At 37.5% G+C, this 23,266-nt stretch carries 14 protein-coding genes and 1 pseudogene; 5 read left to right on the plus strand and 10 right to left on the minus strand.

What is annotated here, in order from left to right; all coding sequences use genetic code 11:
- The first annotated feature begins 56 nt into the window (after positions 1 to 56).
- From MKX46_RS02620 to xerS, 4 genes are all read left to right on the plus strand, one after another.
- Complete coding sequence (locus MKX46_RS02620) at positions 57 to 1,301, plus strand: RES family NAD+ phosphorylase (RefSeq protein ID WP_341070858.1); 1,245 nt, start codon at positions 57 to 59, stop codon at positions 1,299 to 1,301.
- A 963-nt stretch (positions 1,302 to 2,264) separates the two neighbouring features.
- The gene (locus tag MKX46_RS02625) at positions 2,265 to 3,014 is read left to right on the plus strand and encodes a hypothetical protein (protein WP_341070859.1); all 750 of its coding nucleotides are present in this window, start codon (positions 2,265 to 2,267) and stop codon (positions 3,012 to 3,014) included.
- 112 nt (positions 3,015 to 3,126) lie between these two features.
- Positions 3,127 to 4,530 (plus strand): AlbA family DNA-binding domain-containing protein, encoded by a 1,404-nt coding sequence (locus MKX46_RS02630; protein ID WP_341070860.1) that lies wholly within the window; start codon positions 3,127 to 3,129, stop codon positions 4,528 to 4,530.
- Between the two features lie 117 nt (positions 4,531 to 4,647).
- The gene (gene xerS, locus MKX46_RS02635) at positions 4,648 to 5,718 is read left to right on the plus strand and encodes a tyrosine recombinase XerS (protein WP_341070861.1); all 1,071 of its coding nucleotides are present in this window, start codon (positions 4,648 to 4,650) and stop codon (positions 5,716 to 5,718) included.
- A gap of 1,458 nt (positions 5,719 to 7,176) precedes the next feature.
- Here xerS and MKX46_RS02640 read toward each other — a convergent pair.
- The 10 genes and pseudogenes from MKX46_RS02640 to MKX46_RS02680 all read right to left on the minus strand — a co-directional run bounded on the left by MKX46_RS02640 (position 7,177) and on the right by MKX46_RS02680 (position 19,943).
- Complete coding sequence (locus tag MKX46_RS02640; protein WP_341070862.1) at positions 7,177 to 8,997, minus strand: hypothetical protein; 1,821 nt, start codon at positions 8,995 to 8,997, stop codon at positions 7,177 to 7,179.
- A 626-nt stretch (positions 8,998 to 9,623) separates the two neighbouring features.
- Positions 9,624 to 9,905, minus strand: coding sequence for a hypothetical protein (locus MKX46_RS02645; protein ID WP_341070863.1), 282 nt, complete (start codon positions 9,903 to 9,905; stop codon positions 9,624 to 9,626).
- A 1,155-nt stretch (positions 9,906 to 11,060) separates the two neighbouring features.
- Positions 11,061 to 11,225 (minus strand): hypothetical protein, encoded by a 165-nt coding sequence (locus MKX46_RS02650; protein WP_341070864.1) that lies wholly within the window; start codon positions 11,223 to 11,225, stop codon positions 11,061 to 11,063.
- A 196-nt stretch (positions 11,226 to 11,421) separates the two neighbouring features.
- Positions 11,422 to 11,624, minus strand: a pseudogene (locus tag MKX46_RS25545) (IS3-like element IS655 family transposase); the annotation flags it as partial.
- Positions 11,625 to 11,630: 6 nt separating this feature from the next.
- The gene (locus tag MKX46_RS02655) at positions 11,631 to 11,810 is read right to left on the minus strand and encodes a hypothetical protein (RefSeq protein WP_341070865.1); all 180 of its coding nucleotides are present in this window, start codon (positions 11,808 to 11,810) and stop codon (positions 11,631 to 11,633) included.
- Positions 11,811 to 12,084: 274 nt separating this feature from the next.
- Positions 12,085 to 12,891, minus strand: coding sequence for a Shedu anti-phage system protein SduA domain-containing protein (locus MKX46_RS02660; protein WP_341070866.1), 807 nt, complete (start codon positions 12,889 to 12,891; stop codon positions 12,085 to 12,087).
- Positions 12,892 to 13,559: 668 nt separating this feature from the next.
- Positions 13,560 to 14,612 (minus strand): phospholipase D family protein, encoded by a 1,053-nt coding sequence (locus tag MKX46_RS02665; RefSeq protein ID WP_341070867.1) that lies wholly within the window; start codon positions 14,610 to 14,612, stop codon positions 13,560 to 13,562.
- Positions 14,613 to 16,217: 1,605 nt separating this feature from the next.
- Positions 16,218 to 16,691, minus strand: coding sequence for a hypothetical protein (locus MKX46_RS02670; protein ID WP_341070868.1), 474 nt, complete (start codon positions 16,689 to 16,691; stop codon positions 16,218 to 16,220).
- Complete coding sequence (locus tag MKX46_RS02675) at positions 16,660 to 18,786, minus strand: site-specific integrase (RefSeq protein ID WP_341070869.1); 2,127 nt, start codon at positions 18,784 to 18,786, stop codon at positions 16,660 to 16,662. The genes MKX46_RS02670 and MKX46_RS02675 overlap by 32 nt, the downstream gene beginning before the upstream one ends.
- Positions 18,786 to 19,943: a tyrosine-type recombinase/integrase gene (locus tag MKX46_RS02680; RefSeq protein ID WP_341070870.1), complete on the minus strand. Its 1,158-nt coding sequence runs from the start codon at positions 19,941 to 19,943 to the stop codon at positions 18,786 to 18,788. The genes MKX46_RS02675 and MKX46_RS02680 overlap by 1 nt, the downstream gene beginning before the upstream one ends.
- A gap of 938 nt (positions 19,944 to 20,881) precedes the next feature.
- On the opposite strand from MKX46_RS02680, the gene MKX46_RS02685 reads away from it, so the two are divergent.
- Positions 20,882 to 23,044 carry an amidase gene (locus MKX46_RS02685; protein ID WP_341070871.1) on the plus strand — a complete coding sequence of 721 codons (2,163 nt, stop codon included), beginning with the start codon at positions 20,882 to 20,884 and terminating at the stop codon, positions 23,042 to 23,044.
- Positions 23,045 to 23,266: the final 222 nt, after the last annotated feature.

The following is a 23,266-nucleotide window of genomic DNA, read 5'->3' on the forward strand; positions in this document are numbered from 1 at the left end:
CAAGTTATTTTAAATTAGAGTCAGAATAGCTAATACTAGAAAAGGTGAATTACTATATGTATATAAATCTTCACTGCAATACTTGCTTTAAAGGGAATCTCAAAAACAAAATACTTAAAGATGCTGTAATGGAGATAGAATCACATTTCTTAGATTCTTATTTTGACCAGGCCGATAAAGATGATGAATTAATGTGTGTATGTGAAAAAGAAATTGCTGAGAATGAATATTACATATCTGAAGATGACTTTTTTGAGATTTCTTTAATAGTTCTGTCGGAAAGCATTTCTAAGAAGATTCACTATTGCTTTAATTGCGAAGGAGCATTTATTAACAAAGTAATAAAAGATGACTCTGACTATAAAGGGCACTATGATCTTAGTGATAACGATGTTAGTAATCTTACAGCATTAGGTCAACCAGTTGACAACTTAATATATTACCTACTTGAATATAAAGTAAAAGATAATCTGTTGTTATTGTTAAAATGTCAAAATTGCGGGTTTGGTTATAACAGATCTGATCCGCAAACAGATAGAACAAGATCTGAATATAAGTTTTTTAGAGAAGACAAAATATATTCGAAAGAAGATATCCAGCAATTCTATGATATTATTAAATATACTAAAATTCGAGACTTTGCATCTGATTATGGAATGGACATTAACACAGAAGATTTAATCGAATTCGCAATATATTTAAGAGCTAATCATATGCTGGGCTATCTTCATAACGTAGGCCAATCAATCTTTAAATTGCTGGAAACACATTTCGATAAGGCTCATTATGGAGTATTAAGAACTGGCACCATTGTCTTTAGAGGTAGAACTGTCACTAAGAATTGCAAAGATTATGAAATAGATCAAATGTGGAATCCTCCGCAATCATGGGCCAGTCACGGACGCTTTAATCCTGTTGGAAGGTCTGTACTGTACTGTTGTGATAATATTGATTCAATTCCTTATGAAATTAACCCGACAGCAAAACAAGATATATGTATTGCTCACGTTTATATCAGAAGACCATTAATAATGCTCGATATAGATAGGTTGTTTTATAAGTTTAATGATTTGGTACGGGAAAGTTCAAATAATGATGGTATATACAATTCTGACTATGCTTTAACCAATTATATTGCTGAGTGCTGCAAGGAAATTGGATATCATGGTATCTCTTATAAGGGGGTAAGAGGTGAAGATTATACAAACTACGCTATTTTAAATTTCACGAGCACTGATGATGTGAGCATTAATTACATTAAAAGAATGAAAATAAAAATAAAATATGAGATTGAAATATAGCATAGTGATATTGAAATCTGTTTAAAACGACTTAAATTTAAGGCAGTCTGGAGAAATCCCTACAGCCTTTTTTAGTGTGTTCGGTCTGCATAGAGAAAACTTGGCGTTGAAAGTTCGTTATAGGCTTTGCAGCATAAAAGCCAGGCTGTCCACCGTGAAGTAGATTCCTGAAGAAAGGCCTTCGGCAACTCTAAGTCTGACGAACAGAAATTACATACAAGGGCAGTGGAAGGACAAAATTTCTAAGAAAGCAATACCCACTATTGATTGCCGGTATCAATTGGTAAAAGATGTGATAGTCAGTAAGTGTAATGCTATTGCTCTTAGCAGGGTAGATCTCACAGGGCGTTAAGAAAAAGAAAAAAAAAACCTAAACCCTCAGAGAGAGGAGGTAATGCACGAAGATTATGCGGGAACGCAAAGATAGTGATGTTGGAAAGTATTTGTTAAAGAGTACTGGACAGAGCATTTGAAGAAGTTAGACACATGGAGCGTCTGAGATCGATGAAATGACCGTTGAAGCGGTGTTACCTTAGTTGTGGGGGAAACAAAACTTAGGAAAACTCTTGCAAAGCAAGCGTGAAGGAAGATACAAACTGAGCCAAGGAAATATTGATGATATAATTATAGAGAATCGACTTCAGTCAATGCTCAGGATTCTGATGAGATTTTGGGCTTTATAGAGTCCTTAGAAATCTAGTTACTTCAGAACGTGAATTATGACAATCCCTTATAAAGGCATTTCAGAAGTTCACTGAGTAAGATAATTACAGTGATGTGAAAAAAATGTGAATTCCCATATTCACTCTCCAGTTTTTCACGTTTATAGGCTAGTACTTAAATACGAGAAGTTAAATGAGAAAGAAATTTTTGAAATAGCTTACGATAGTTGAATGATGCTCTAAGTTGGTAAGTGACCTTACTTATTGAAAAAATGCTGTAAACCTAAAAGGAGGGTGTACTTTGAATCAATCTGAGCAGCAATGTTATTGGTGCGGAAAACAAGCTATATCACGTGAGCATGTTCCACCTCGTTGCCTCTTTCCAGCAGATAAAGATGTTAAAAAAATATTTAATCAATCCTTTCGCTCTGAATTAATTACTGTTCCTTCCTGCGATGAGCATAACTCATTAAAATCTGGTGAAGATGAATATCTTATGGCTTGTTTAACTGCAAGAGTAGGGAATAATATCATAGCTTATGCACACACACATACAAAATTGCGGCGATCTTTAAAGTATAAAAAAAATCTACTACAAGTTGAGAAAAATTTTAATTTAAAAATGAAAGAACAAGAGTTTCCGGTTTCGCTAGTTAATATAGAAGTTCCCCGATTAAGTTACTCTTTTGAGGCAATTGCACGCGCACTCTACTACCACGAGTACAGAGTTCAACACAATGGAGAATGCCTTGTCTTATCAAATATGTTTTTATCCCAAGATAAAGCGGCATTAGAGTCAAATCAATTTATTCAAAACGCAATATTAATGATTGAGAATGAACAGAAACATTGGAAAACCCAAACAAAAGGAAGTAATCCATTAATTTTCCAATATCAATTTAGCCCTCCAGACGGGTTTGGGGCACAAACATTAGCCTTAAACTTTTATGAACAAACAAAAGTGTATGTTTGTTTGTCGCAGATGAGTAAACTTAAACCTCATAAAAATAGTCTTGAAACTTTAGGCAAGTTATTTGGACTTTTCAAATAATAATAAAAGTATTTTGATATCTATTAAGAATCCAGTAGTTAAGTTCTGCAACTTTGAAATTTTATAAGATTTAATACTATAAAAACAAGCATTTATAGGGAAGAGTGATAACATGTATAACTCTCAAGACAAATTTTTTGAATTAGTTCGATTAGGAACAGAGAATAACAAATGGGATTATAAAAGAGACATACATATAAGTCCCAATATTGCATTTGCAAATTTACTAAAAGATATATTAGCCTTTTCAAATAGTGGGGGAGGCTGGCTAGTATTAGGTGTGGATGATAACTCTAGAATTATAGGAATAGAAAAAAAAATCGATCCTACATCATTAGGCGAAAAAATTATAAGTGTGTTGGGTGAACAAGTTGTATTTGACTTGAATTACTACAACATTCATGATGAATTTGAAAAAGTTGTGGGTTTATTATATGTTCATGATTCTGACAAAGTTTTAGTATCACCAATAGATTTATATAACGAAAAGGGTAAACCAATTGTAAGTGAACACACCATCTATTTTCGTCGGAACACTAGCTCAATAAAAGCTAATATCGATGATATTAATTTGTTGATTCACAAAGTTAGCACTTTGGGAAAATATGATTTAAAAGCCGAGGATATACAATTTTTGAAAGATAAAAAATCAGAATACTCTATGTTTAAAGAAGAGGATGCGTTTTACAAGGGGGAATTTCAGTTTAGTGTTTCTAAATTTGCTGAAAAGCTTAACACCATCTATAGATTCCACCAGTCTAAATATACTAAGTATGAAATGGGAATTTTATTGGGGTTTGAAATTGCTGCTATTGATGAGTATTTTGAAGGTAGAAGATTTCCTAAAATTGAACACTTAATACGTGCTGTAGAAATTTTCGATCTCCCTCATGATTATTTTTTTCAAACCACCGTTGGCATGGAGAAGCCATTTATTCACAACCCTTTAATAAGTTATATAATTTTAGAAAAGACTGCTGGTAAAGTTGACTTATACGAATATGGATTTGGGAGTGCATTCAACACTATAATTAGTGATTTAGCTAGAAAATTCTCACATTTTAAAAAGTGGCTATTCAGTGAGAGAGGATCATATAAGCCTAGTGATAGAGATATTGATAGTTTGGTTAACGAAAATACAATAATATTTCAAACTTTTGAAGAATATCTATTAGATTTAAGTGATCCTCAATACAATAAATTTAAGCAACATTTAAAAATTCAGTACTACAAAGAAATAGAGAAAACCCCAGAAGAGAATGAAAAATTTCTAAATGAAAAAATTAAAACAAGACTCATCCATAGTAATACCGACTTTGTATGTAAATTCATTTCAGAATTGATTAAAACTATAAAAATCTTAGAGGGTAAAATATACGTCGAGTATAATTTTATATTCGAAGTACAAAATAAAGTTATACGATATAGAGATTATGATCGTCAAAATTTAAAGGTGGAGTTTTGTAACCAAAAAACATTTGACGAATTTATAAGCAGCGAGAAAGAGAAAGACTAACACCTCAAATCACGGTACAAGCTCTGCTCCTTGTATCCTCGAAATATTATTACGTAAAATAATAATTTGACGAATAAATAAAGATGAGATATATTGAAAACACGGAGGTACGTACATATGGATAAACAAATGAAAATGCACTATATGCAACGAATTGATGATAAACTTTCTGATTTACCTTGGTACGTTACAGAATTTATCGATAGTAAAAAACGAAAGTTATCTCCAACGACACTTCTTAATTATTGCCATGATTACATTATCTTTTTTGATTGGCTTATAGCTGAAGATATAACTTCAGCAACTCGAAAAGAGATACTTTTAGAAACCTTAGAACGACTAACCATTCGTGAGGCAGAAAACTTCATGTCATTCCTGGATTATCAGTTGGGAAACAAAAAGCTTACGATTAATCGAAAATTGTCCTCACTAAAATCTTTGTTCGATTATCTACAGAATAAGGCTGAAACCCGTGATCTAAAGCCTTATATCCAACGAAATGTTATGGCCAAGATGGATTTGAATACTATAAAAGAAAGCCAGGAAACCATAGCAAATCGAATTGAAGGAAAAATTCTAAGAGAAGACGATTTTGAATTATTCAGACAATTTGTAGCACATGATTTTGGCGAAAAGCATAAAGACAATAAACGGATCTTTTCGTTTCATCAATTTAATCGTGAACGTGACACCGCAATTGTTTCGTTGATATTGGGTTCAGGGCTTAGATTATCCGAAGTTGCAGGGATTAATACGGATGATTTAGATATGAATAAAGCTTTAGTCCGAGTGATACGCAAAGGTGATAAAGAACAATATGTTTACTTTAGCAGGCAGGCATTAATGGATTTAGAAAGTTATCTTCAGATCAGAGAAACAAAATATGTGCCTGAAAAAAACGAGAACTATTTGTTCATAGCAGCTCCTGTAGGCCGCAAAGGAAAAAGCCGACGTTTGACACAACGATCAATCGAAAAACTTGTTGAAAAGTATGCAATAGCCTTTGGAAAACCTTCGTTAACAGTTCATTCTCTCAGACATTCCTTTGCAACACGTTATCATCTTGAAAATAACGATGTGCCTAGACTCAAGAATCAATTGGGCCATTCATCTATTCAAACAACGATGATATATACGCACTTAACTGATGAGGAGATGAGAAATGCAGTAGATAATATGGACCGTTGAAGCCGCATCATTAGCGGTTTTTTTATAGACATATTCACATAATCCGTATTTTATACATATGTACAAAAGGTATCCATGTTTGTCAATTAACTCATACCTACTGAAAAGAAAACCCTGTGAATCCAGACGATTATTATGAGTCCATAACCAGTCGTTGCCCCTGCTGCGCTACTTTTCATGTCACGCTTAAAAGCGGCGTGTAATCCGGATTGGCCGTGTCATCACCGGATATAAACTTTTTGTAGCTATTGTTGTGGGGTCATTTATCCACTTTTTTAGCATATTGGCAGGCAAGGACCACTTATAGTTTTCCGACTGCAGTTGTAGCCACCTGCGAAGCATTGAAATCTCCACCCTGTTTACTCCACAAGTTCGTAGCATCTGCATACATCCAGGATGCAGAGTATTCCGTCCATGCTTTATTGACACTATTTAGTGTGATACATTAGGCAGAGGTTCAAGTCAGCCGTTAACACCTTTGCCCCCTGTGGGATGGTCGATGTGTCAAACTGCACCAGCAGTAAACTCAAACTTATACATTGATTATGGCGGAGCTTTCGTAAAGCTCCTACCTCTCTTTCAAAAAGAAGTCTCGTAAATCGATCCAGATTTCCTTTTGTCTCTTTTAAGACAATGTACTGCTGCTGATCCATGTCAAAGTACTGTTTGATCAAGGAAAATTCAGTTTCAGCAAACGCTCTTTTGCAACTGGTTCTAGAGATGAGTCTCATCCAGTTTGGGTTGATCTTTCTGGAGCTCTTTCTTGACATAACTCCGCTATCCGTGCCTTGTGCTCGAGGTTGATAGAGTTCGTGTATGCGAAAGGCTACATCGAGCAAAAAGGAAATTAAGCGTTTGCGCAGCCATTTACAGTTATTGAAGCTGACTCTCGATCTGAAACCAATTCCCCTTACTTGTACTAACCTGCAATTTAAGTTAATGAATTAACGGGCAACTAACGACTAGATATACGTCTAATCGTTAGACTTTATCCTTTTAGTCTATAAAGAGACTCACTACTCAAACTAAGATATTTAATCGGAAATGGGTACATGTTCTTATCCTTAAGAGCTAATTTCAGTCCGAAATTTCGCTTTTTATTTCCTATCCGCCCGTATTTAACCTCTCGTCGTATCAATTGTTCCATTCATATATCATGGTACTTAATAAGGTTATAAGTGCATGTGCTCAATGTTTAGACATATATCAAATTCGCAATCGGACTATGTTCTTGTCAATCCCGGCAATCGGTACAAGTTCTTGTCCTTGGCTGGGGACAAGAACTTGTACCGATAAAGTAAAAAAGCCACTAAAAAAGCGACTTCAACGGGAGCATGTTCTTGTCCCTCGACAGAAATTTACAAAAGTTGAAATAGAATAAACCTTTGGCAGAATCCCGATCTTCTTCAAGTGGGGGGATTCTGCCAACTAAATTGGTTATGCTCTTTTGATTTTCGTTCAGAACGGCAATAATTTCAACTCGTCCATACACTTATCCTCTTTATAACCTAGGTTTCTAAGAATCTTATACTCTGCGAGTTTACGTAGTCCACCAACATATCGGGTCAAAACCATTTCTTTGCGGTTTGACACGCCAACATCTAATAGACACTCTTTTATGATTTTTAACTTTGTAGTTGCATCCTCATCGTTGACGCAACCTACATAATCCCAAGTGGCACTACTGATGTTACTATCTTTAAATACTTCTCTATAGGGTCTATTCCTAGATTTCTCATCTGTATCAAGGATGCTTGTAAGAATTCTATCGGCTAAGATCGACTCTTCGACTAGCATCGTTCTAGCTGGCCTTTCCTCCCAATGGTGTGTTCCTACACCCAACCCCCGATCTGTTCTAACACTTTCTGTTAGTTTTTTGTGTATATATTTGATCACTAATTGCTTCCAACCTTCTGGATAATCTTCAGCTGTAAAAGATGAGAAGTAATGATCCAGAATATTCGCTTCTTCGCGATAAGCATTATCTAAATCGCTACGAAGCCTGTAATTATCTTTGGTCATAACTCGGTCATGGTTCTCACTAAGTAGCTGCTCTGTGGTGTATTCCATATTATCTGTATTAATATCGTGGTTTGGAATGTTTCTTAAGATATTCAGGGCTAATTCTACTGCCTGCTCTCCATGCTCTGAAACTATCTTTTTAAATTCCTGATCTTTGCTTATTTCATCCTGTGGTTTAAACGCTTCAAGCAATTTTTCTCTTATCTCTTCAAGAAACAGTTCTTCTGAAAGAATAATCTCTTCACTATCCATTGTTGGAAAGAGTATACTGTGACTCGATGGGTCCAAAACTTCTAAATCAGTAGAGATAATATTCCCTTTAAGATCTGAAAACAATTCATTATATGTAGCCATATCTTTACGTATTTTTAAGCGTGCCTCATCATACTTCTTTATGCTAAGAAATACACCTTCCTTCTTATATAAGAAGATAGCTTTGCTGGTTGCTACGTCTGCTTTTATCTCTGTCACTATTCGCTTTAAAGTCTGCGACTCATCATCATTATCTGGTTTTAGTAGGAACACATATATATCGGATTTAGCTATTTTGGATGCTTCAACATTTCCAGAAACTCCTGGAGTATCCACTATCTCTAAACTCCGAAGGCCACAAGTCCTAAGAATTTCTTTACAAAACTCACTTGGTCTTTGATAGGTATCAATATAAGTGTAACATTTCTTTTTTTTGGATGATCTCCTTTCTATTGATTGAATCGCCTTACAAACAGCTTCAATCTCAAGCATCACTTCAATATTGTCCTGAGGATATGATTTATTAACAAGTGCTGAGACCTTTTCTCTCACTTGAGTGATCTCAATATCTTTTTCATCTGAAGAATAGATACTATTAAAATCAGTATGGAATTCATATGATTCATAGATATAGTACTCTGATATCTTTACGTTTATTGGGCAAGAAGTTTTATCATCGCTATTACCACAAAAAAGTTCAACAAATCCAACTCTATCTTTTACAAATCTTGAGTTATAAAATGATTTCCCCCCACGCGCTCTTCCAACTATAGCCATACGTTTAATAACTGTTTTTCCTGAAAAGACAGCGTCATATTCAGAATCAAATTTCTGTTGGAGGTAATGAACAATATCCTCCGCCTTCCATATCGGGCCAGCAGATGTTTCAATAAAAGAGTCAGGGAAACTGGGATCACGTTTCCTCCAATTTGAAATATTACTGCTACTAGTTCCGCATAAATTTGCTACATCACTTAACGCTAATAAATCTTTTTCAATTATCATAGCGCAACCTCCGTTAATGTTATTCACAGACATGTTAATTATTTTCAAATCGTTGTGAATAAAATATAATCCATTTTATGGGGAGTGTCAACTCTGAATATACAAAGAAATTTTCTTCTTTCCTTTGGTTAGGTTCGTACCTCCACTTGGAATCAGAGACGATTTAATCTTGATGAACAATTTAAGAGAATAGGGCTATACGGAAATTCCCTTAGCAAAATCTTAGCAAGAAGCTGCAGGGTAAAATTCATGTTGAAATCGTGAAAAGGACTAAACGAAGTATAATTTCTTAATTAATAACTGCAAACGCTAACGCTCTTCCACTGCACCTTTCTCTCCTAACTCTTTCATTTTGCTCCAAATCGGACTTTCTCGACACGAAGAAACCTCCGAACCACGTCGGAGGCTTCTTCGCCTTTCATTCTTAAGTTGTGAACATTTTTGTTAGGTCATAATTTCTTATCTTGAAAAATCCGATCCGTTCATTGTGTCTCTTTTGGCCCCAATGGCATAAGTTGTTCCCTGTGTTATTAGATATAAATTTAGGCTAGCATCGCTATATGTACCCGTGGACGAAATGGAAAAGTGACCCGATGAATTTTCTCCAGCATCTTCCTGCTTTACAGTTATCCTGGTGTTGATCGATCTGAATCTCCAATTGCTTGCTCGCTCGCCTGATCCGTGATTTTCCCTTCCACCAAAAACCTGTCGTCCGTGCAGAATTCAACAATAAACGTTTTGCTACCAAGTGCCGGTTTAATATACACTTCCAGAAATAAATCTTCAGGTAGCTTTTTCTCGGAAGTAACAGACTTCGGTGCGTCAATCAATTGCTTCATATTGGACTGCAATTGCATCAAGATCACCGCTGCCTGCGTCCGAGTAACGATATCGTTGGAACCGAACATCCTACTCTCATTGCCTTCACTTCAGTTCCGCGCATGTAATTATGAGCCAGCACGTAGTTCACTGCATAAGGAAAATCGAAATTCACACCGTCCATCGAGGCGATTAAGCCAGCCGCGCGATAACGGTTAATTGGCTTAACCCGGAATCAGCTTTTGCCAGGACTTGAACTGAACAAAAGCTGGTTGCGGGCCGTAGCCACGTTTTAGGCGCCTTCCGTCCAGTGCTTCTTGTTCTTGGAGGCATGCGATTCGTCATCAACTTTGTAGGTGTGCAGCAACATGATAAGAAACTGAGCCTCGCTCACGGATCTTCCAGGCGGAATTTGCCGTTTGCATTCGCTACGGTGACTCCGGAACGAAGTGCCCACTCAATCGCCACCTGTTCAGAGCATCCTGCGATATCTTTGACCTTGACCGGATCTGTGGCTGAATAAGTTTCTCGAATACTCTCACCGCCACTGTCCCACGCACCGCCCCGGAGCTGGGCGTCACCTTATAATTTCCGGGCTGAACCCCTTCTAGCGTGCCGTCCGATAAGACTTTCAGACCGGCAGGCGAACTGCTAGAGTAAGCAATCGCTGTTCGAGGTACCGAATGTGCCGTCGTCGTAAGAGGCCACGATCTGCGTCGGCAATTTACTTCCCGGTTTCAGCACCAATTCGTCGTATCGGGCATATAAGCCTTTCCTTTTCCTATCGTGAACGACCAGGCACTTGCTTCGTCGCTGCGAGTCCTTATAGTCCAAGGGATGATTGATATTCACCAATCGCTTGTCTCAGTAATTGTACTTTTGCACCTGAACTTGTACATGTGCTCATAGTTTGGTGATTGAACAAAATGAACCATTTTTTTTATGCACACTAATCTATTCTCCTCTATCTCAGCTGATTAGTGAGTATCGGAAGTCGGGCTAAATATATGGATAAATGTATCTATTTATATCTATGTTCCTCGTATTTTTTCTCATTTCATATGGTCTAGTATGCCAAATTTATAAAGATATTTCTGCGATGCAATTCAGAATTATTATGTGGAGAAGTTTTATGTTTCAAAATGGGATTGGTTCAGGCAAACATCACCATGACGTGATACCCGCGTTATCACATATAAAGAATAAAGCCAGCATTTAAGCGCTGGCTTTTCATTAGAAATCGTTTACTTATCTTTGAGGAATGACGGAGTACCATAGTTTGCCTTTCGCTGGTAAACAACGGTCACTTCGCGATCAGGACCACCATCTAACGAAGGAGCCATGAGTTTCACTTTCGGGAGGTCACCAACTCGCTGTTGTTTAATCAACTCTTCATTTGTTTTACTCATTTTAACCTCCGTAGAGATAAGTTAATGTGGTGATCAGTTCTTGATTTTCTTCATCTAAAGTAGCAAACTCTTCTATTGAGGCTTCTTCCTGATCTCGGATATGAAGAGTGATATAATTTACCCAAAGGATAACACAATTCATATGGAAATGACACTCTGCCATAAATTGAATGTTAAATTAAACAAAGACTACCGACTTGCTGAGTGATCGGCCGATACCAAACGTTTTGAGAAGCTGGTCCATCGTGTGGTTTTTAAACTCACTCCCACGATCCGTATGAAACCATTGGATTTGGCTGAGATCACCTTCTACCGTTGCAAAGGCACGCGAAACCAGAGATGTGGACCTGCACTGTGGCCAATGATCTCACGATTGCACAGGTTAATCAGGACACAGACTTAATCTCACCGATGCGGGACCTTCACATACGTGAGATCGCTTACCACGAAACGCTTCGCTTCCGTCTGGTCAAACTCACGATCGAGCTCATTCGCTGTTGTCGCCTCATTACAGGCCGTTTTGTTTGGCTTAATAGTACCTATTAATAAATCTTGGGCTAGATCAGCGTAAACAGTCTCGTCCATTTCAAAATTCTCTAGTGGTAAACTATCAAGAATCTCAGTTATATTCTCCAACTCATAGTCTTTCGGTAATATATGCAATTAACGAAGAACGAATATATCGTTAAATCTTTTTGATGAGTTTGTTGGTAGAGCATATGGAATATTTTTGAAAAGATAAGGAATTAACCTATAACTATCATTGTTTTTCATAAAACACCTCAATTATGTTTATTATGCAGTGCAACTTTCAACTCAACAAACGAGTCCGTCCTAAACTGCCCTTTAGAGACTACTATTAATAGTTCTTTTTCTTAACTACTTCCAATGTGCTGTCGATAATATTGTCATAATGTAAAAGCCTGATCTTCTGCTCTTCTATGTGCTCTCGCCTAATTCTGCGTGTTGTATCATTTAAATCATCCCTTCTACCAGCTACTACAACGTATTGGCATCGCGTTGGGTCAAACGAATAAAATTCATCCGGTAACTGTTTTTCAGCATGCGTATATCCTTTAATTGTAGTGGTGAATGTAGAGAAATTAGCATTTAGCCAGTTTTTCCAATCCTTAACTTGTTTGATGCCTTTCCTAAAGGCATTGCCAAGTTCCCCATCCGCCAAAGTTATCTGTTTAATAGGATGCTCAATTTCAACAAATATGAATGAGTATCCATCTGAATTACGCCCGATTAACAAATAATCAACCTTAAAGGTTGAACTCAATTGAAACTCTGGGAAAATGTATGCCTCGTGATGTCCAAAATCATAGTAATTTAATATTGAGCCAATAAAATAATACGCACCGTTTTCTTTTATATATCGTGCAATATCACGCTCATCAGATAATGTGCCATCGTCCAATTGGTCTGAAAGCTGGTTTAAGAAGATCTTTATACCACGTTCATTCTCCAAATCAACAATATCAAGATAATTATTAGGAAAGAGACTCAAAAAATGCCTCGCAGCCTTGGGATATTTTCTAAATAAATTGACCCTAATGTTTAGCTTCCCACGCTTCTCAACTTTTTCTTCTTCTAGCATTCTTGCATATTCAAGTTCCTCATCAGGTGTTAAGACAGAATAATCTCTATCAGTTGCTTTCATTCGTAGTCCCCCGTCTAACCGATAATAGTTTTAATAAATCTTCTCTGTTAGTCTCAACTGCTGAATTAATCCATGTGATTGTGCCGTTATTTGGTTTCGTGATTAAGCTCAACAACAAAGCCAGATTTTCGTTGTTCAGATCTTTAAGCCTCTCATCGACATACACCTCTAATCAAAAGATTCGAGCTTTCTTGTGCAATGTATTACTCTTCCTGTGACAACAAACTTACAACTAGATCACAGTCATGAGTCCTAAAAACTCAAAAGTCCCTTTTTCAAGAGATTCTACTAATGCCTTGAATGTGACCCCGTTTACGGCAAATCCAGCATTTGTTAGAGTTGGTGCTGTAATAACTGCTGAATCAGAATAATCTCCGAGCACAAGAAAAAGCAGTACAGAACTCGACATGTGAACTCTGTACCGTCTCTTCAATTATTTTATTTGCAGCAGTTACTACACTCGATTAGTGTTAGCTTTTCTTTGTAGCTAATATCATAAATATCAAGAGCTTCTTCCTTGGACCGGAACGGTTTCCAACTTCCTGTACCTTGCTGTTTCTTCCATCCAAGCTCAGTTGGGTGCTTCATTTCGGTGACATGCGCACATGCATCATGATCGAGGTGGACAGTGTATGTTTTCAAAGGAAGGTCGATGTTCGCCCAGGCTCTTATTTGTTCTCCTTCTTTGCTTTCACACTACCTTCCATTAATTCGATAACATGCTTCGCAAACTCTTTAGTCAGTTGTATTCTGCCCCGCCCAAACTGTAATGCACCAAGAGTACTTCCTCCGACATTAGTTACAGGATGAACATGATCATAGGACGCTACGATACTGGCTATCGTATTATTGAATGTGTTCCAAGATTCGCTGTACTCTGGACATAAATTCTTTACTTCCAGCTCCCAAGACCATTGGCTTGTACTATCCCAAATATAGGGTTCACTAATTACCTCAAAATATCCTAGTAGTTTCGTCGTACCAACTCCATTACATATTAATATATCCCCTATACGCACAGGAGTAGGTCTCCGAGAGAAGTGCATCTTTTCAAAGTCACTGTTCAGTTTTCTTGTAGTTGCGAACGGACGGTCAGAAGAACCAACTGGCTTTATAAAATATCGAACATCTGGTTTAAGTTCAACTGTTTTTTTCTTAAATAGATGACCTACCTCAAGATCAAATTTTGGCACTTTATGTACTTCTTCATTTTTAGCATAACTGTCAATATTTTTGATAATTCCCTGAAGCTCCTCACGCGTTAGTGCATGGCTGCTTACTTTTCCGATATCGGCAATAACCTTCTTTAAAGCTTCTTGATCTTCAACTAGCACGCCCCACTCATGATTCTGGTTCAGACCGTTGTCTGTAAAGTTCGCAGAAGTGATAATCCCCCTGATTGGGACTCCATTCTTATGTGCGATATAAATCTTTCCATGCAACTTGCTATCTTCATGAACTCGAAAAGCAATAGAGTTCGTAAGGCAATTGAAAAGGAACGAATGCAACGAATTTGCCTTTCTCAATAAGTCAGGGTCATTATCCTTTAATTTTGTTACCAGCACAATCCGTTTAATCTCCGAGTTGGCGATAATTTCATCGAAGAAAATATCAAATGATTCCATTAAAAAAGGACTGACAATATGCAACTCGTCAGATCCAGCAACAAGTTGTTTTAACTCATCAAAGTGTCTGGAACCAATGTTATTTAGAATCCTCACTTATCCTCTTCCTTTCTGCATTAATGTTCTAACCTATATATAAGAACCTGGTGGTTCGATAAATGGAAACCCTGCAAACCTTCTGCATATTCATATCACTTGTTACTAACAGAACCTTTGACTTCGGATGAATCCTCTTCCCAGACATCAAGTCCACCATATAAAGTTAGCGCACTGATGGTGGTTTTTTTGTCTCACGTTATAGGGGCAGTTCCTAACTCCCTATAATTATACAAGGCAATTGCCGTGATTGTAATGCTTAAAATTTCTTTTAATTAAATAGTTCATTCTCAATTTATAAAGTCAGAAAAAAATAGTAGTAAAGTGTATATATTAGCATACATAGAGGGCTAATTTAATCTCTGTTATCTTCGAGCATTGAATTACATTGTTCATAATAGTATCACAACGTGTGTCGTTCCTATGCTCTAGTTTATCGCTAATTAACTGAGCTTCAAATTCATCAATGTATTGCAATGAGACGTGTTTCATTATACTACCGTCAGCCTTTGCACGTTGTATTTTATTTAATCCAATATCACTACTCTCTTCTGGATGCTTCATATAAAATTGTTTTTTGCTTCTGTGTAATTCATTTCTGCCTCCTTTCTAAACTCTCTATTTACGCTTCTTCAACTTTGTACTTTTCATGGCTATATCATTAGTCACGCAACCACTTATATCGTTATCCCATTGACTCCGTACATTACAAATCTTTGGACAGCTGACTATTGCAGTACCGTCATTAGGTTGTCTCGGGCAAATTAAGATAAAAACGAATACCGCATAGCATAATAACTACTGAAACAACGTTACCGGAGTTACTTTCGGGAGAAGCTGGGCAGCACCAGCTGAGTAACAGTTATAGTCTAATAAGCAAATAAAGAGGCCGTGCGGCGATATTTATAAATCTTACCTTTACGAATTTGCTACTTCTTAATCAGTATGTTACAAATACAACTTCCTATTTACTCTCTCGCTTCATTTCTGTAATATCCACTTTCATATAATCCGCAAGAAGCAACAGCATATCTACCTTCATTTTGCTTAATAACAGTTCCATATGATGAACATACCCCCGAATGGAATTAGACTATTATTAAACTATAGTTTGATATGTGTTGTTCAATGATGATAATGTCCTGGGCTTTCATCATTTTTATCATATCTACAGTTATCTTCACCTGCAGCTGGTCTAAGGATCCCCCTATAAACAGATTTCATCTTCGCTTTTGAGAAAGTGCTTATTAACGAGCTTGTTTTATCCATTTCAAATGGGAATATAGTTCCAGTGAAAATACCTCCTGTAGTCTGTTAATCGCTCAGAAGAGACTCACTTCTCACACTTAGATATTCATCTAATCAGAAATGGGAGCATGTTCTTGTCCATTCCGGCAATCGTACAAGTTCTTGTGCTTGGCTCGGGACACGGACTTGTGCCGCTAAAATAAAAAAGCCGCTAAAATAGCGACTTTAATGGGGACATGTTCTTGTCCCTCGGCAATATAAGTTGGGTTCGGAACAATTAATGGTACTTAACCTGTGAGAAAGTTTTTAAGCTTCTTTCTTCCACTTAGTCCAGATTTTCATTTCAGAACTCACGAACTAATCTTCGAATTTCTCAAATTCAGATTTTAGCCATTGTTGATTTTGTTGAGCAACATACTGTTCCATTCGTATTAATGAATCAACTAACTCCGGCTTTGTAAGCTTCATATAACGCTGTCTAACTTGATTTATGTCACGGTCCAACTTAATATACTTAATACTCTCTAATTTGTCGTTTAGTGGCTTACGAGATCTCTTTAGAGGCTTGTTAAGCGATGTGGAACGACTACTCAAATAATACTCATAAAGTTCTTGATTGTTATGAATAGTATTTGGATGTATACCTAGACCTTCTGGATCAATTTCTTTTGTTTTTTCAGATATTGTCCTATATGAAACTGTTTTTTTCTCCTTTATTAATGAATTTATCGCTTTCATGCCAAGTTCAATTGATCGTTGTTTTTTCTTGTCATAAATGGATTTTAACCATAGCAGCTCATTAGGTTGGTTGGATTCTGATTTCTGGGACATGTGATTCATCCTTTTGTGAGTTTTCGATTAATAGGATTTCTTTAAGCTCATTTTTGGTTCTGTTTTTTGCGATTTTCATTTTCTTTGCTTCTAAAGGCAGTCCTAATTTTTGAAATCGTTTTTCACTTTCATCTGCCCAATCATAAACAGCAAGTAGTTCTTCTTTGAACTCAGGTCGAGGCACTTTCGCTCCACAACCGAGACAGGCCATTTTAGTTGGGCATACAGCATCTATAGTACAGATCCCCCCAACAACCCTGGACATAGTCCCAACTTTCTCACGATAATCATGATATAATTCCTGTAGTTCCTCTGGGCCTCTAAGAACCCCTTTTTGAATATCTATATAGGAAATCCAATTTTCATGAAGAGAAGTAATCGATTCAGTAATTTGCTGAGCTGTAGGAGCAGAATAGTAAGAAGTGACCTCAATATCTTTTTGATGTAAAAGAGTCTTCACGATATCCAAAGGAATCTTTTCCGTTTGTACTGCATGAGTTGCGAAAGCATGCCTTAAAAGATGTGCCTTTATTATAACTTGTTTACCCTCCGCTGTTTGGATGATTATGCCATGTAATAGGAAACGAAGAATGGCTGTAAGTGAATTCACATGAATATGTTTAAATTGATACTGAAAAATAAACTTTTTCTTTGAGATCAGATGTTTCCTACTTTCTATATCAAAATCTACTTCAGGTAACAAGTCAGAGTCATAAGAAGATTTTAACATCTTCAGTATCTCATTCATAAATTTGAATACTTCCTCTGGGACATAAAAGTTCTCTGGTTCTTCCCTACCTTTCGGAATCAAACGTAAAATATAATTAGTCCTAGGAGGGCTTACGCTTCTATCTACAGTAACTACACAACAGTCCTTATCATAACTGATCTGAAGCACCTCGTTTATTCTAGCTCCTGAGGATGTAATAATATCTAGCGCAAACTTTGCAAACATGCAGGCGACATATATAGGTTCAATATTAATAAGGAGCTTGTTCGTTGTCTTCATAGTCCGAGTTATGTCAAAGCCTTGGATAAGTACACCTGGATTTCTTACAAAAAATGGCGAGGGTAGGTTCTCACCTTTTTCTACCTCATAACCCCAATGATCAAGGAAATTTATTAAGTTCTTTTTACGTTCTTCAGAAATTTGCCCCGGAGCAAGGTTGCCCAAAACTCTATGTTTAAGGAGTTCTAAAAACCACGGTCCCTCACCTTCCGATCCATCTTCTAGCTTCTCAGCCTTTACAAACTCAAGTACACAATTTTCATCTTTGAACTTTCTATACGTTTTAGGTTCACCACGGTTTTTACCAAAGGCTTTAATATCTCTAAGGAGAAAATACCAACGTTCTCCTACATGTTCTGATTCATCGTAGTTAAATTCTATAGGCAGAGATAATTTCTCCTCTCTAGCCTTCATAATAGCTTTACGGAAGGCCTCTCTTAATCGAATTACTTGATTCCACCTAAGGTGTCCTTCAGCTCTTATTGCAGGTAGTAGAGGTGTTATCGCTGAAGTGTCAATTTTCCGTTTAGTCTTTGCATTAGTAACTGCTTTTTTACGAGCACTAAAGTCTCGATTGTCATAAGGAAGATTAGGAAGTTGGTATACAGAAAGGGTAATTTGTTTTTCATGGCTGAATTTGGTCCCTAACCATTTGTCAAGATTAAAATTAAACGTATTATAACCTGCCAAAAGGGATTGGCGTTGTCGGTCAGTGTGATCAGAGCAGATTTCTCCCACTAAGTAGGATTCTACGTGTGACGTAAGAAATTCATTCATAGACAAAAGTTTAAAATGGCTAAATATATCTCGGAAGCGAGCGTTTAACGAACTCGTAATATTAAAAATTGATTGAGGAGTTAGTTGTCGATCCGATAGGCATAAAATTGCCAGTGCAAAGTGATTCGCCCAGGGATAATCAGCGCAATGACGCAAAAAATATTTAATGTTCTTATCATCAACTTTGTCCCAAAAGTAGCCTTGATTTGAGTCTGTTAAAAGTAAGAGTTCTTTTGGCAATTTATTATGGAGCAATGCTCCCCAAGTCTTATCTTTTATCAATTTTTCTATAATCACATCTGCAGTCACTACATTTCCATCCCTTCAAAGAAATCATTCAACCATGGTTGTTTCTCTTCGTTATTAAGTTTTAAACTACAAGATTCAGTTAGTTCGTTATGTGAATGGACTTTAACTAATTCTAAATACTCTTTTTCTCTTTTCATATAGTTTGCTTGAAGCTTTGCATGTAGGTCTCGAAATTTTTGCTCATCGTGATAATGATCATATACTTTTAAGGTTTCAGTATCGCGCCATTTCATATACTCAATAAGCTGCTTTTTCTTGTCCTCGATCTGGGCAGTTGTATTAGATTGTTCGTAAATTCCCCGTAGCATAGAGGTTACAAACCAGTGTCTAGCTTTATGTGGATTAAGCCTTATTCCGGATTTCTTTGTAATCAATGTCCAATTAGAGTAAAAAGCCGAGTAAGTATATGGAGTTCCTCTAGTTGATAAAAATAAAGGTTCTTGGGCAGGCAAGCTATCAAACTTTGTTTGTGTTTTCGCAAACTGACGACGTTCTGAGTTTACATATCTAATCAATAATTTTAATGTTTCTGGAGAAATACGAATAAACTTGATTCGCCTTTTATAGCTACCTTTGTTGGTTGCGGCAAATTCATGTAAGTCCGTTCGTTGTCTATAGTCTCCAACAGTAAGTTCAAGTATCTCAGATATTCGCGCGCCTGTTTCAAACATGAAGCGAGTAATAACCTCATCTCTTAACTTCCAAATTTGTGAATCTCCAGCTTTATAAATGCGATAGGGCAAATCCCAATCACCTATGATCTCCGGAACCCACTCTTCATTTATAATCTTAAAATATGAATCCGTTTGTTTTCTAAAAGAAGTTTGCAATTCAGTACCAGCTTCTTTATGCACCCTTGGTCTATTCTTTCTTTCACCATGTTGATCCGAATTATTTTGACTAAACTCTAAGCCAACTAACGGATTAGCATAGGCATAGTTCTTTAGACGTATCATGCTCTTATAGAATCCTTTAATTGCTGAAAGAAAAAGTTGTACCGTTTTAGAACTCTTTTTTGTGAGATACACACCTTCATATCCATCTCTAGAACGTATTTTGCAATTCATCTGGTCTAGTAAATATTGTCTTACAGCTTCATTAACAGCTTGAGGTTCATCATTCCAGGAGACCTTTTCTTCTCTAAAACTACTTTTCATCTTCAACCAATAAAAAAATGGTTCTAACGTATTTAGATAAGTAATTACAGAGCTTTCACTGATTCTTTTAACTTGGTCATGATAAAACTCTGTTAGCGGTATAAATGCCTCTTTCTTATCATCAAAAACAATAAGACGATATTTACTCTTTACGCCCTCTGGACAATATGCATGAAAAAAAGAAGTTATATTTAATCACTCCTTTAGTTGTTGTTTACATATCAAAAAGGACTACTCCGTTTCATCTATACGGAATGCCCACATAATGTGTAACACTATATGAAATTACAGTACATATTTAGCCTAGTCAATAAAACTTATAATTTAATATTACATAGTATTTTGTACATATGTAAATATAGATAATGTAGACTTCTGTTGTACATTGACACAAAGTTACCTACTAAAATTACTTCTTTATTCATTGGTGCAGGAATTAAAATGTCATGATATGTACGCATATATTTCCTTCCAGAACCGTTCACCAACACATTTAATTATGTCCAATCGGTTTTTAACCTATTCCTATACCAAACGTTCAACCTTACTTGTTTCTGAAGCAATGGTGATTCTGAATAACATGCCTCAATCGCCAAATGATGTGGCTGATCAATTATGGGAGCTGTTAAAAAGGAATCAAGTCATAAATTAAAACGTAAGAATTAAGCCTCTATTGCCTCCTCCCGCGAAAAAACGGCACCAAAACGGTGTCGTTTTCATTTCAAAACTTGAATCAGCGATGATGCAACAATCTGAATCATGGATTACTAGATTTCACACTTAAAAGTAGCGAATTTCCTTGTATTGCGCATTACAAAAATTGACATTCTACATGAAAATTAGTAGTATAATTAGAAACATTTATGCTATAAAAGTGCCTTTCTCATCCCCCTCTTTTTAAATTCCTGATACTACCTAATTTTAAGGAGTGAAATGCTATGTGCGCACGAACGCTAAAAGCGAATACAAGGAATGTAGTCAGCAACTATTGCAAATGGATTGCAGTTGGTATGATTTTAACTTTCACGGGATGCCCGCTTGCGTCCGCCGCTCCTTCACCCTCATCCTCTAGTAAAACTAGTGACCCCGCCTCCTCTCTAGTCACATTTCAATTGCAAGAGGCTACGATTGCTCAAATGCAGGAAGCGATGAAGTCAGGAGCACTGTCAAGTGTCGAGCTCACCGCCCTGTACCTTAACCGGGTATATGCCTATGATTCTAGTGGCATTCGACTAAATTCCATCCCCGTTCTGAACCCCGACGTACTAAAAGAAGCTGCTCAGGCTGATCAACTAAGGGCACAAGGTATTAAGACCGGGCCTCTGCAAGGCATCCCCTACACGGTTAAAGACAGTTACAAGGTTAAGGGACTCACTGTCGCTTCTGGATCTCCGGCTTTCAAAAACTTGATGGCAAAGGAGGATGCCTTTACAGTAGAGAAGATACGTAAATCCGGTGGGGTGCTCATTGGTAAAACCAACATGCCACCAATGGCAGCAGGGGGAATGCAAAGAGGTGTTTATGGCCGTGCTGAAAGTCCGTACAATCCAAATTATTTGGCTGCAGCCTGGTACTCCGGCTCCTCAAACGGATCTGGTGTATCAACAGCCGCCAACCTCGCTGCCTTCGGCATGGGGGAAGAAACGGTATCCTCTGGAAGATCACCAGCATCGAACAATGGTTTAATTGCCTACACGCCATCGCGAGGGCTAATCTCCATTCGGGGGAATTGGCCGCTCTTCCCTATACGGGATGTCGTTGTGCCACATACGAGGACTATCGAGGACATGCTCCGCTTGCTTGACGTGATCGTTGTAGAAGATAAGATCACCAAGGGTGATTTCTGGCGAGAACAGAAAGCCGTTCGGCTCCCTTCTGTCAACAGTGTCCGTCCCAAATCCTATTTAGAACTACGAGATATTCAAGCTTTGCAAGGCAAACGCATTGGCGTTCCGAAAATCTATATCGGTAAGGACCATGAAACCTCAACTCCGATCAAATTCAGACCTTCGATACAGGCATTATGGGAAAAAGCTGTAAAGGATTTAACTGCTCTTGGAGCTGAGGTTGTGGAAGTTGACTTCCCCTTGCAGGCCAACAGCGAGAAGGACCGGGCAACAGCGAAAACACCTGAAGAACGTGGTTTAATGCCGGCAAAGTGGGCTGAAAAGGAATTCGGGCTGCTTAATCCCTATGCAGCTGAGGAATTCCTTAAAAGTGTGGACGATCCGAATTTCCCGTCATGGGCTAATATAGACCCTGCAACCGTCTTCCCGAATCCACCCGGTTCGGTAGATGCCAAACGTGGCAGAGACCTTGGCCACTATGACGTATTTATTGAAACCATAAAGAAAGGCGTCACCCCTTACGAACAAATTCCTCAGTTTCAAGAAGGACTACGTGGGCTTGAAAATGTACGAAAGATTGATTTTGAAAATTGGATGAAGCAAAACAACCTTGATTTTATTGTATTTCCGGCAAATTCGAATATCGGTAAAGCTGACTCCGATGTGAATGAAACATCCTATGAGGAGGCTTGGGAGAATGGCAACTATTTCTCCAATACGAATTTTATTCTACGCGAGTACGGGATCCCAAGTGTGTCTGTGAGTATGGGCGCTATGAAGGATACCGGAATGCCCGTTAATCTGACAATGGCAGGTGCCGCATACAGCGATAACGACCTGCTTCGTTACGCTTATTCCTATGAGCAGGCTACCAAAAACCGTCCTATTGCAGCACGCACGCCAGCGCTTGAGGATGAAACCTTTTCCTATAACCCGCAAACTTCTCTCCCACCCTCTAAACGCAAGGAAACAGGAACACCTGAACTTAAGTTGTATGCTTCTATCACGGATGATGTTCTCGCTTTGGAAGGTTCAGTCACAGATCAAAGCGATATCGCACAGCTTAAAGTTTATGTCAATGGCATTCGTGTCGTTATTACAGAAGATAAAACCAATTGGTCAGCAACGCTTCCAACTACTAAATATAAACAGGATGGTGCCTCCCAGGCCGATACGCTGCATATTCTCGTGCTGGCTAAAGATATTTACGGAAATACCTCTGCTCAAGTCCAGTCTGTCACTTTACCCCAATAACGTAGGACATCATAGAAATCACTTTTGGATTTTGTTGAATAAAAACACTTCCGTGTGTCTTCCTCTGCATGCACGCATAAATTAGATCATCATAAATAATCACACAGCAGCACAAGAGATTAGATCGGATCAGCTATGTATAAATCATTGTGTTGATCGCAGCAAGGGAAACCATTGATAACTCCTAAAGGTTCCTGATTATTGTTACACTTAAATAATGTG

Source organism: Paenibacillus sp. FSL P4-0113, from assembly GCF_038009305.1.
Taxonomy (GTDB): Bacteria; Bacillota; Bacilli; order Paenibacillales; family Paenibacillaceae; genus Paenibacillus; species Paenibacillus polymyxa_D.

What these genes read in the sequence shown, in the direction of transcription:
- MKX46_RS02670 (WP_341070868.1), bottom strand. Translation starts at nt 16,691, where the DNA reads ATGTCCCAGAAATCAGAATCCAACCAACCTAATGAGCTGCTATGGTTA.
- MKX46_RS02640 (WP_341070862.1), bottom strand. Translation starts at nt 8,997, where the DNA reads ATGATAATTGAAAAAGATTTATTAGCGTTAAGTGATGTAGCAAATTTA.
- MKX46_RS02620 (WP_341070858.1), top strand. Translation starts at nt 57, where the DNA reads ATGTATATAAATCTTCACTGCAATACTTGCTTTAAAGGGAATCTCAAA.
- xerS (WP_341070861.1), top strand. Translation starts at nt 4,648, where the DNA reads ATGGATAAACAAATGAAAATGCACTATATGCAACGAATTGATGATAAA.
- MKX46_RS02630 (WP_341070860.1), top strand. Translation starts at nt 3,127, where the DNA reads ATGTATAACTCTCAAGACAAATTTTTTGAATTAGTTCGATTAGGAACA.
- MKX46_RS02680 (WP_341070870.1), bottom strand. Translation starts at nt 19,943, where the DNA reads ATGAAAAGTAGTTTTAGAGAAGAAAAGGTCTCCTGGAATGATGAACCT.
- MKX46_RS02655 (WP_341070865.1), bottom strand. Translation starts at nt 11,810, where the DNA reads ATGGACGAGACTGTTTACGCTGATCTAGCCCAAGATTTATTAATAGGT.
- MKX46_RS02685 (WP_341070871.1), top strand. Translation starts at nt 20,882, where the DNA reads ATGTGCGCACGAACGCTAAAAGCGAATACAAGGAATGTAGTCAGCAAC.
- MKX46_RS02650 (WP_341070864.1), bottom strand. Translation starts at nt 11,225, where the DNA reads ATGAGTAAAACAAATGAAGAGTTGATTAAACAACAGCGAGTTGGTGAC.
- MKX46_RS02645 (WP_341070863.1), bottom strand. Translation starts at nt 9,905, where the DNA reads ATGTTCGGTTCCAACGATATCGTTACTCGGACGCAGGCAGCGGTGATC.
- MKX46_RS02660 (WP_341070866.1), bottom strand. Translation starts at nt 12,891, where the DNA reads ATGAAAGCAACTGATAGAGATTATTCTGTCTTAACACCTGATGAGGAA.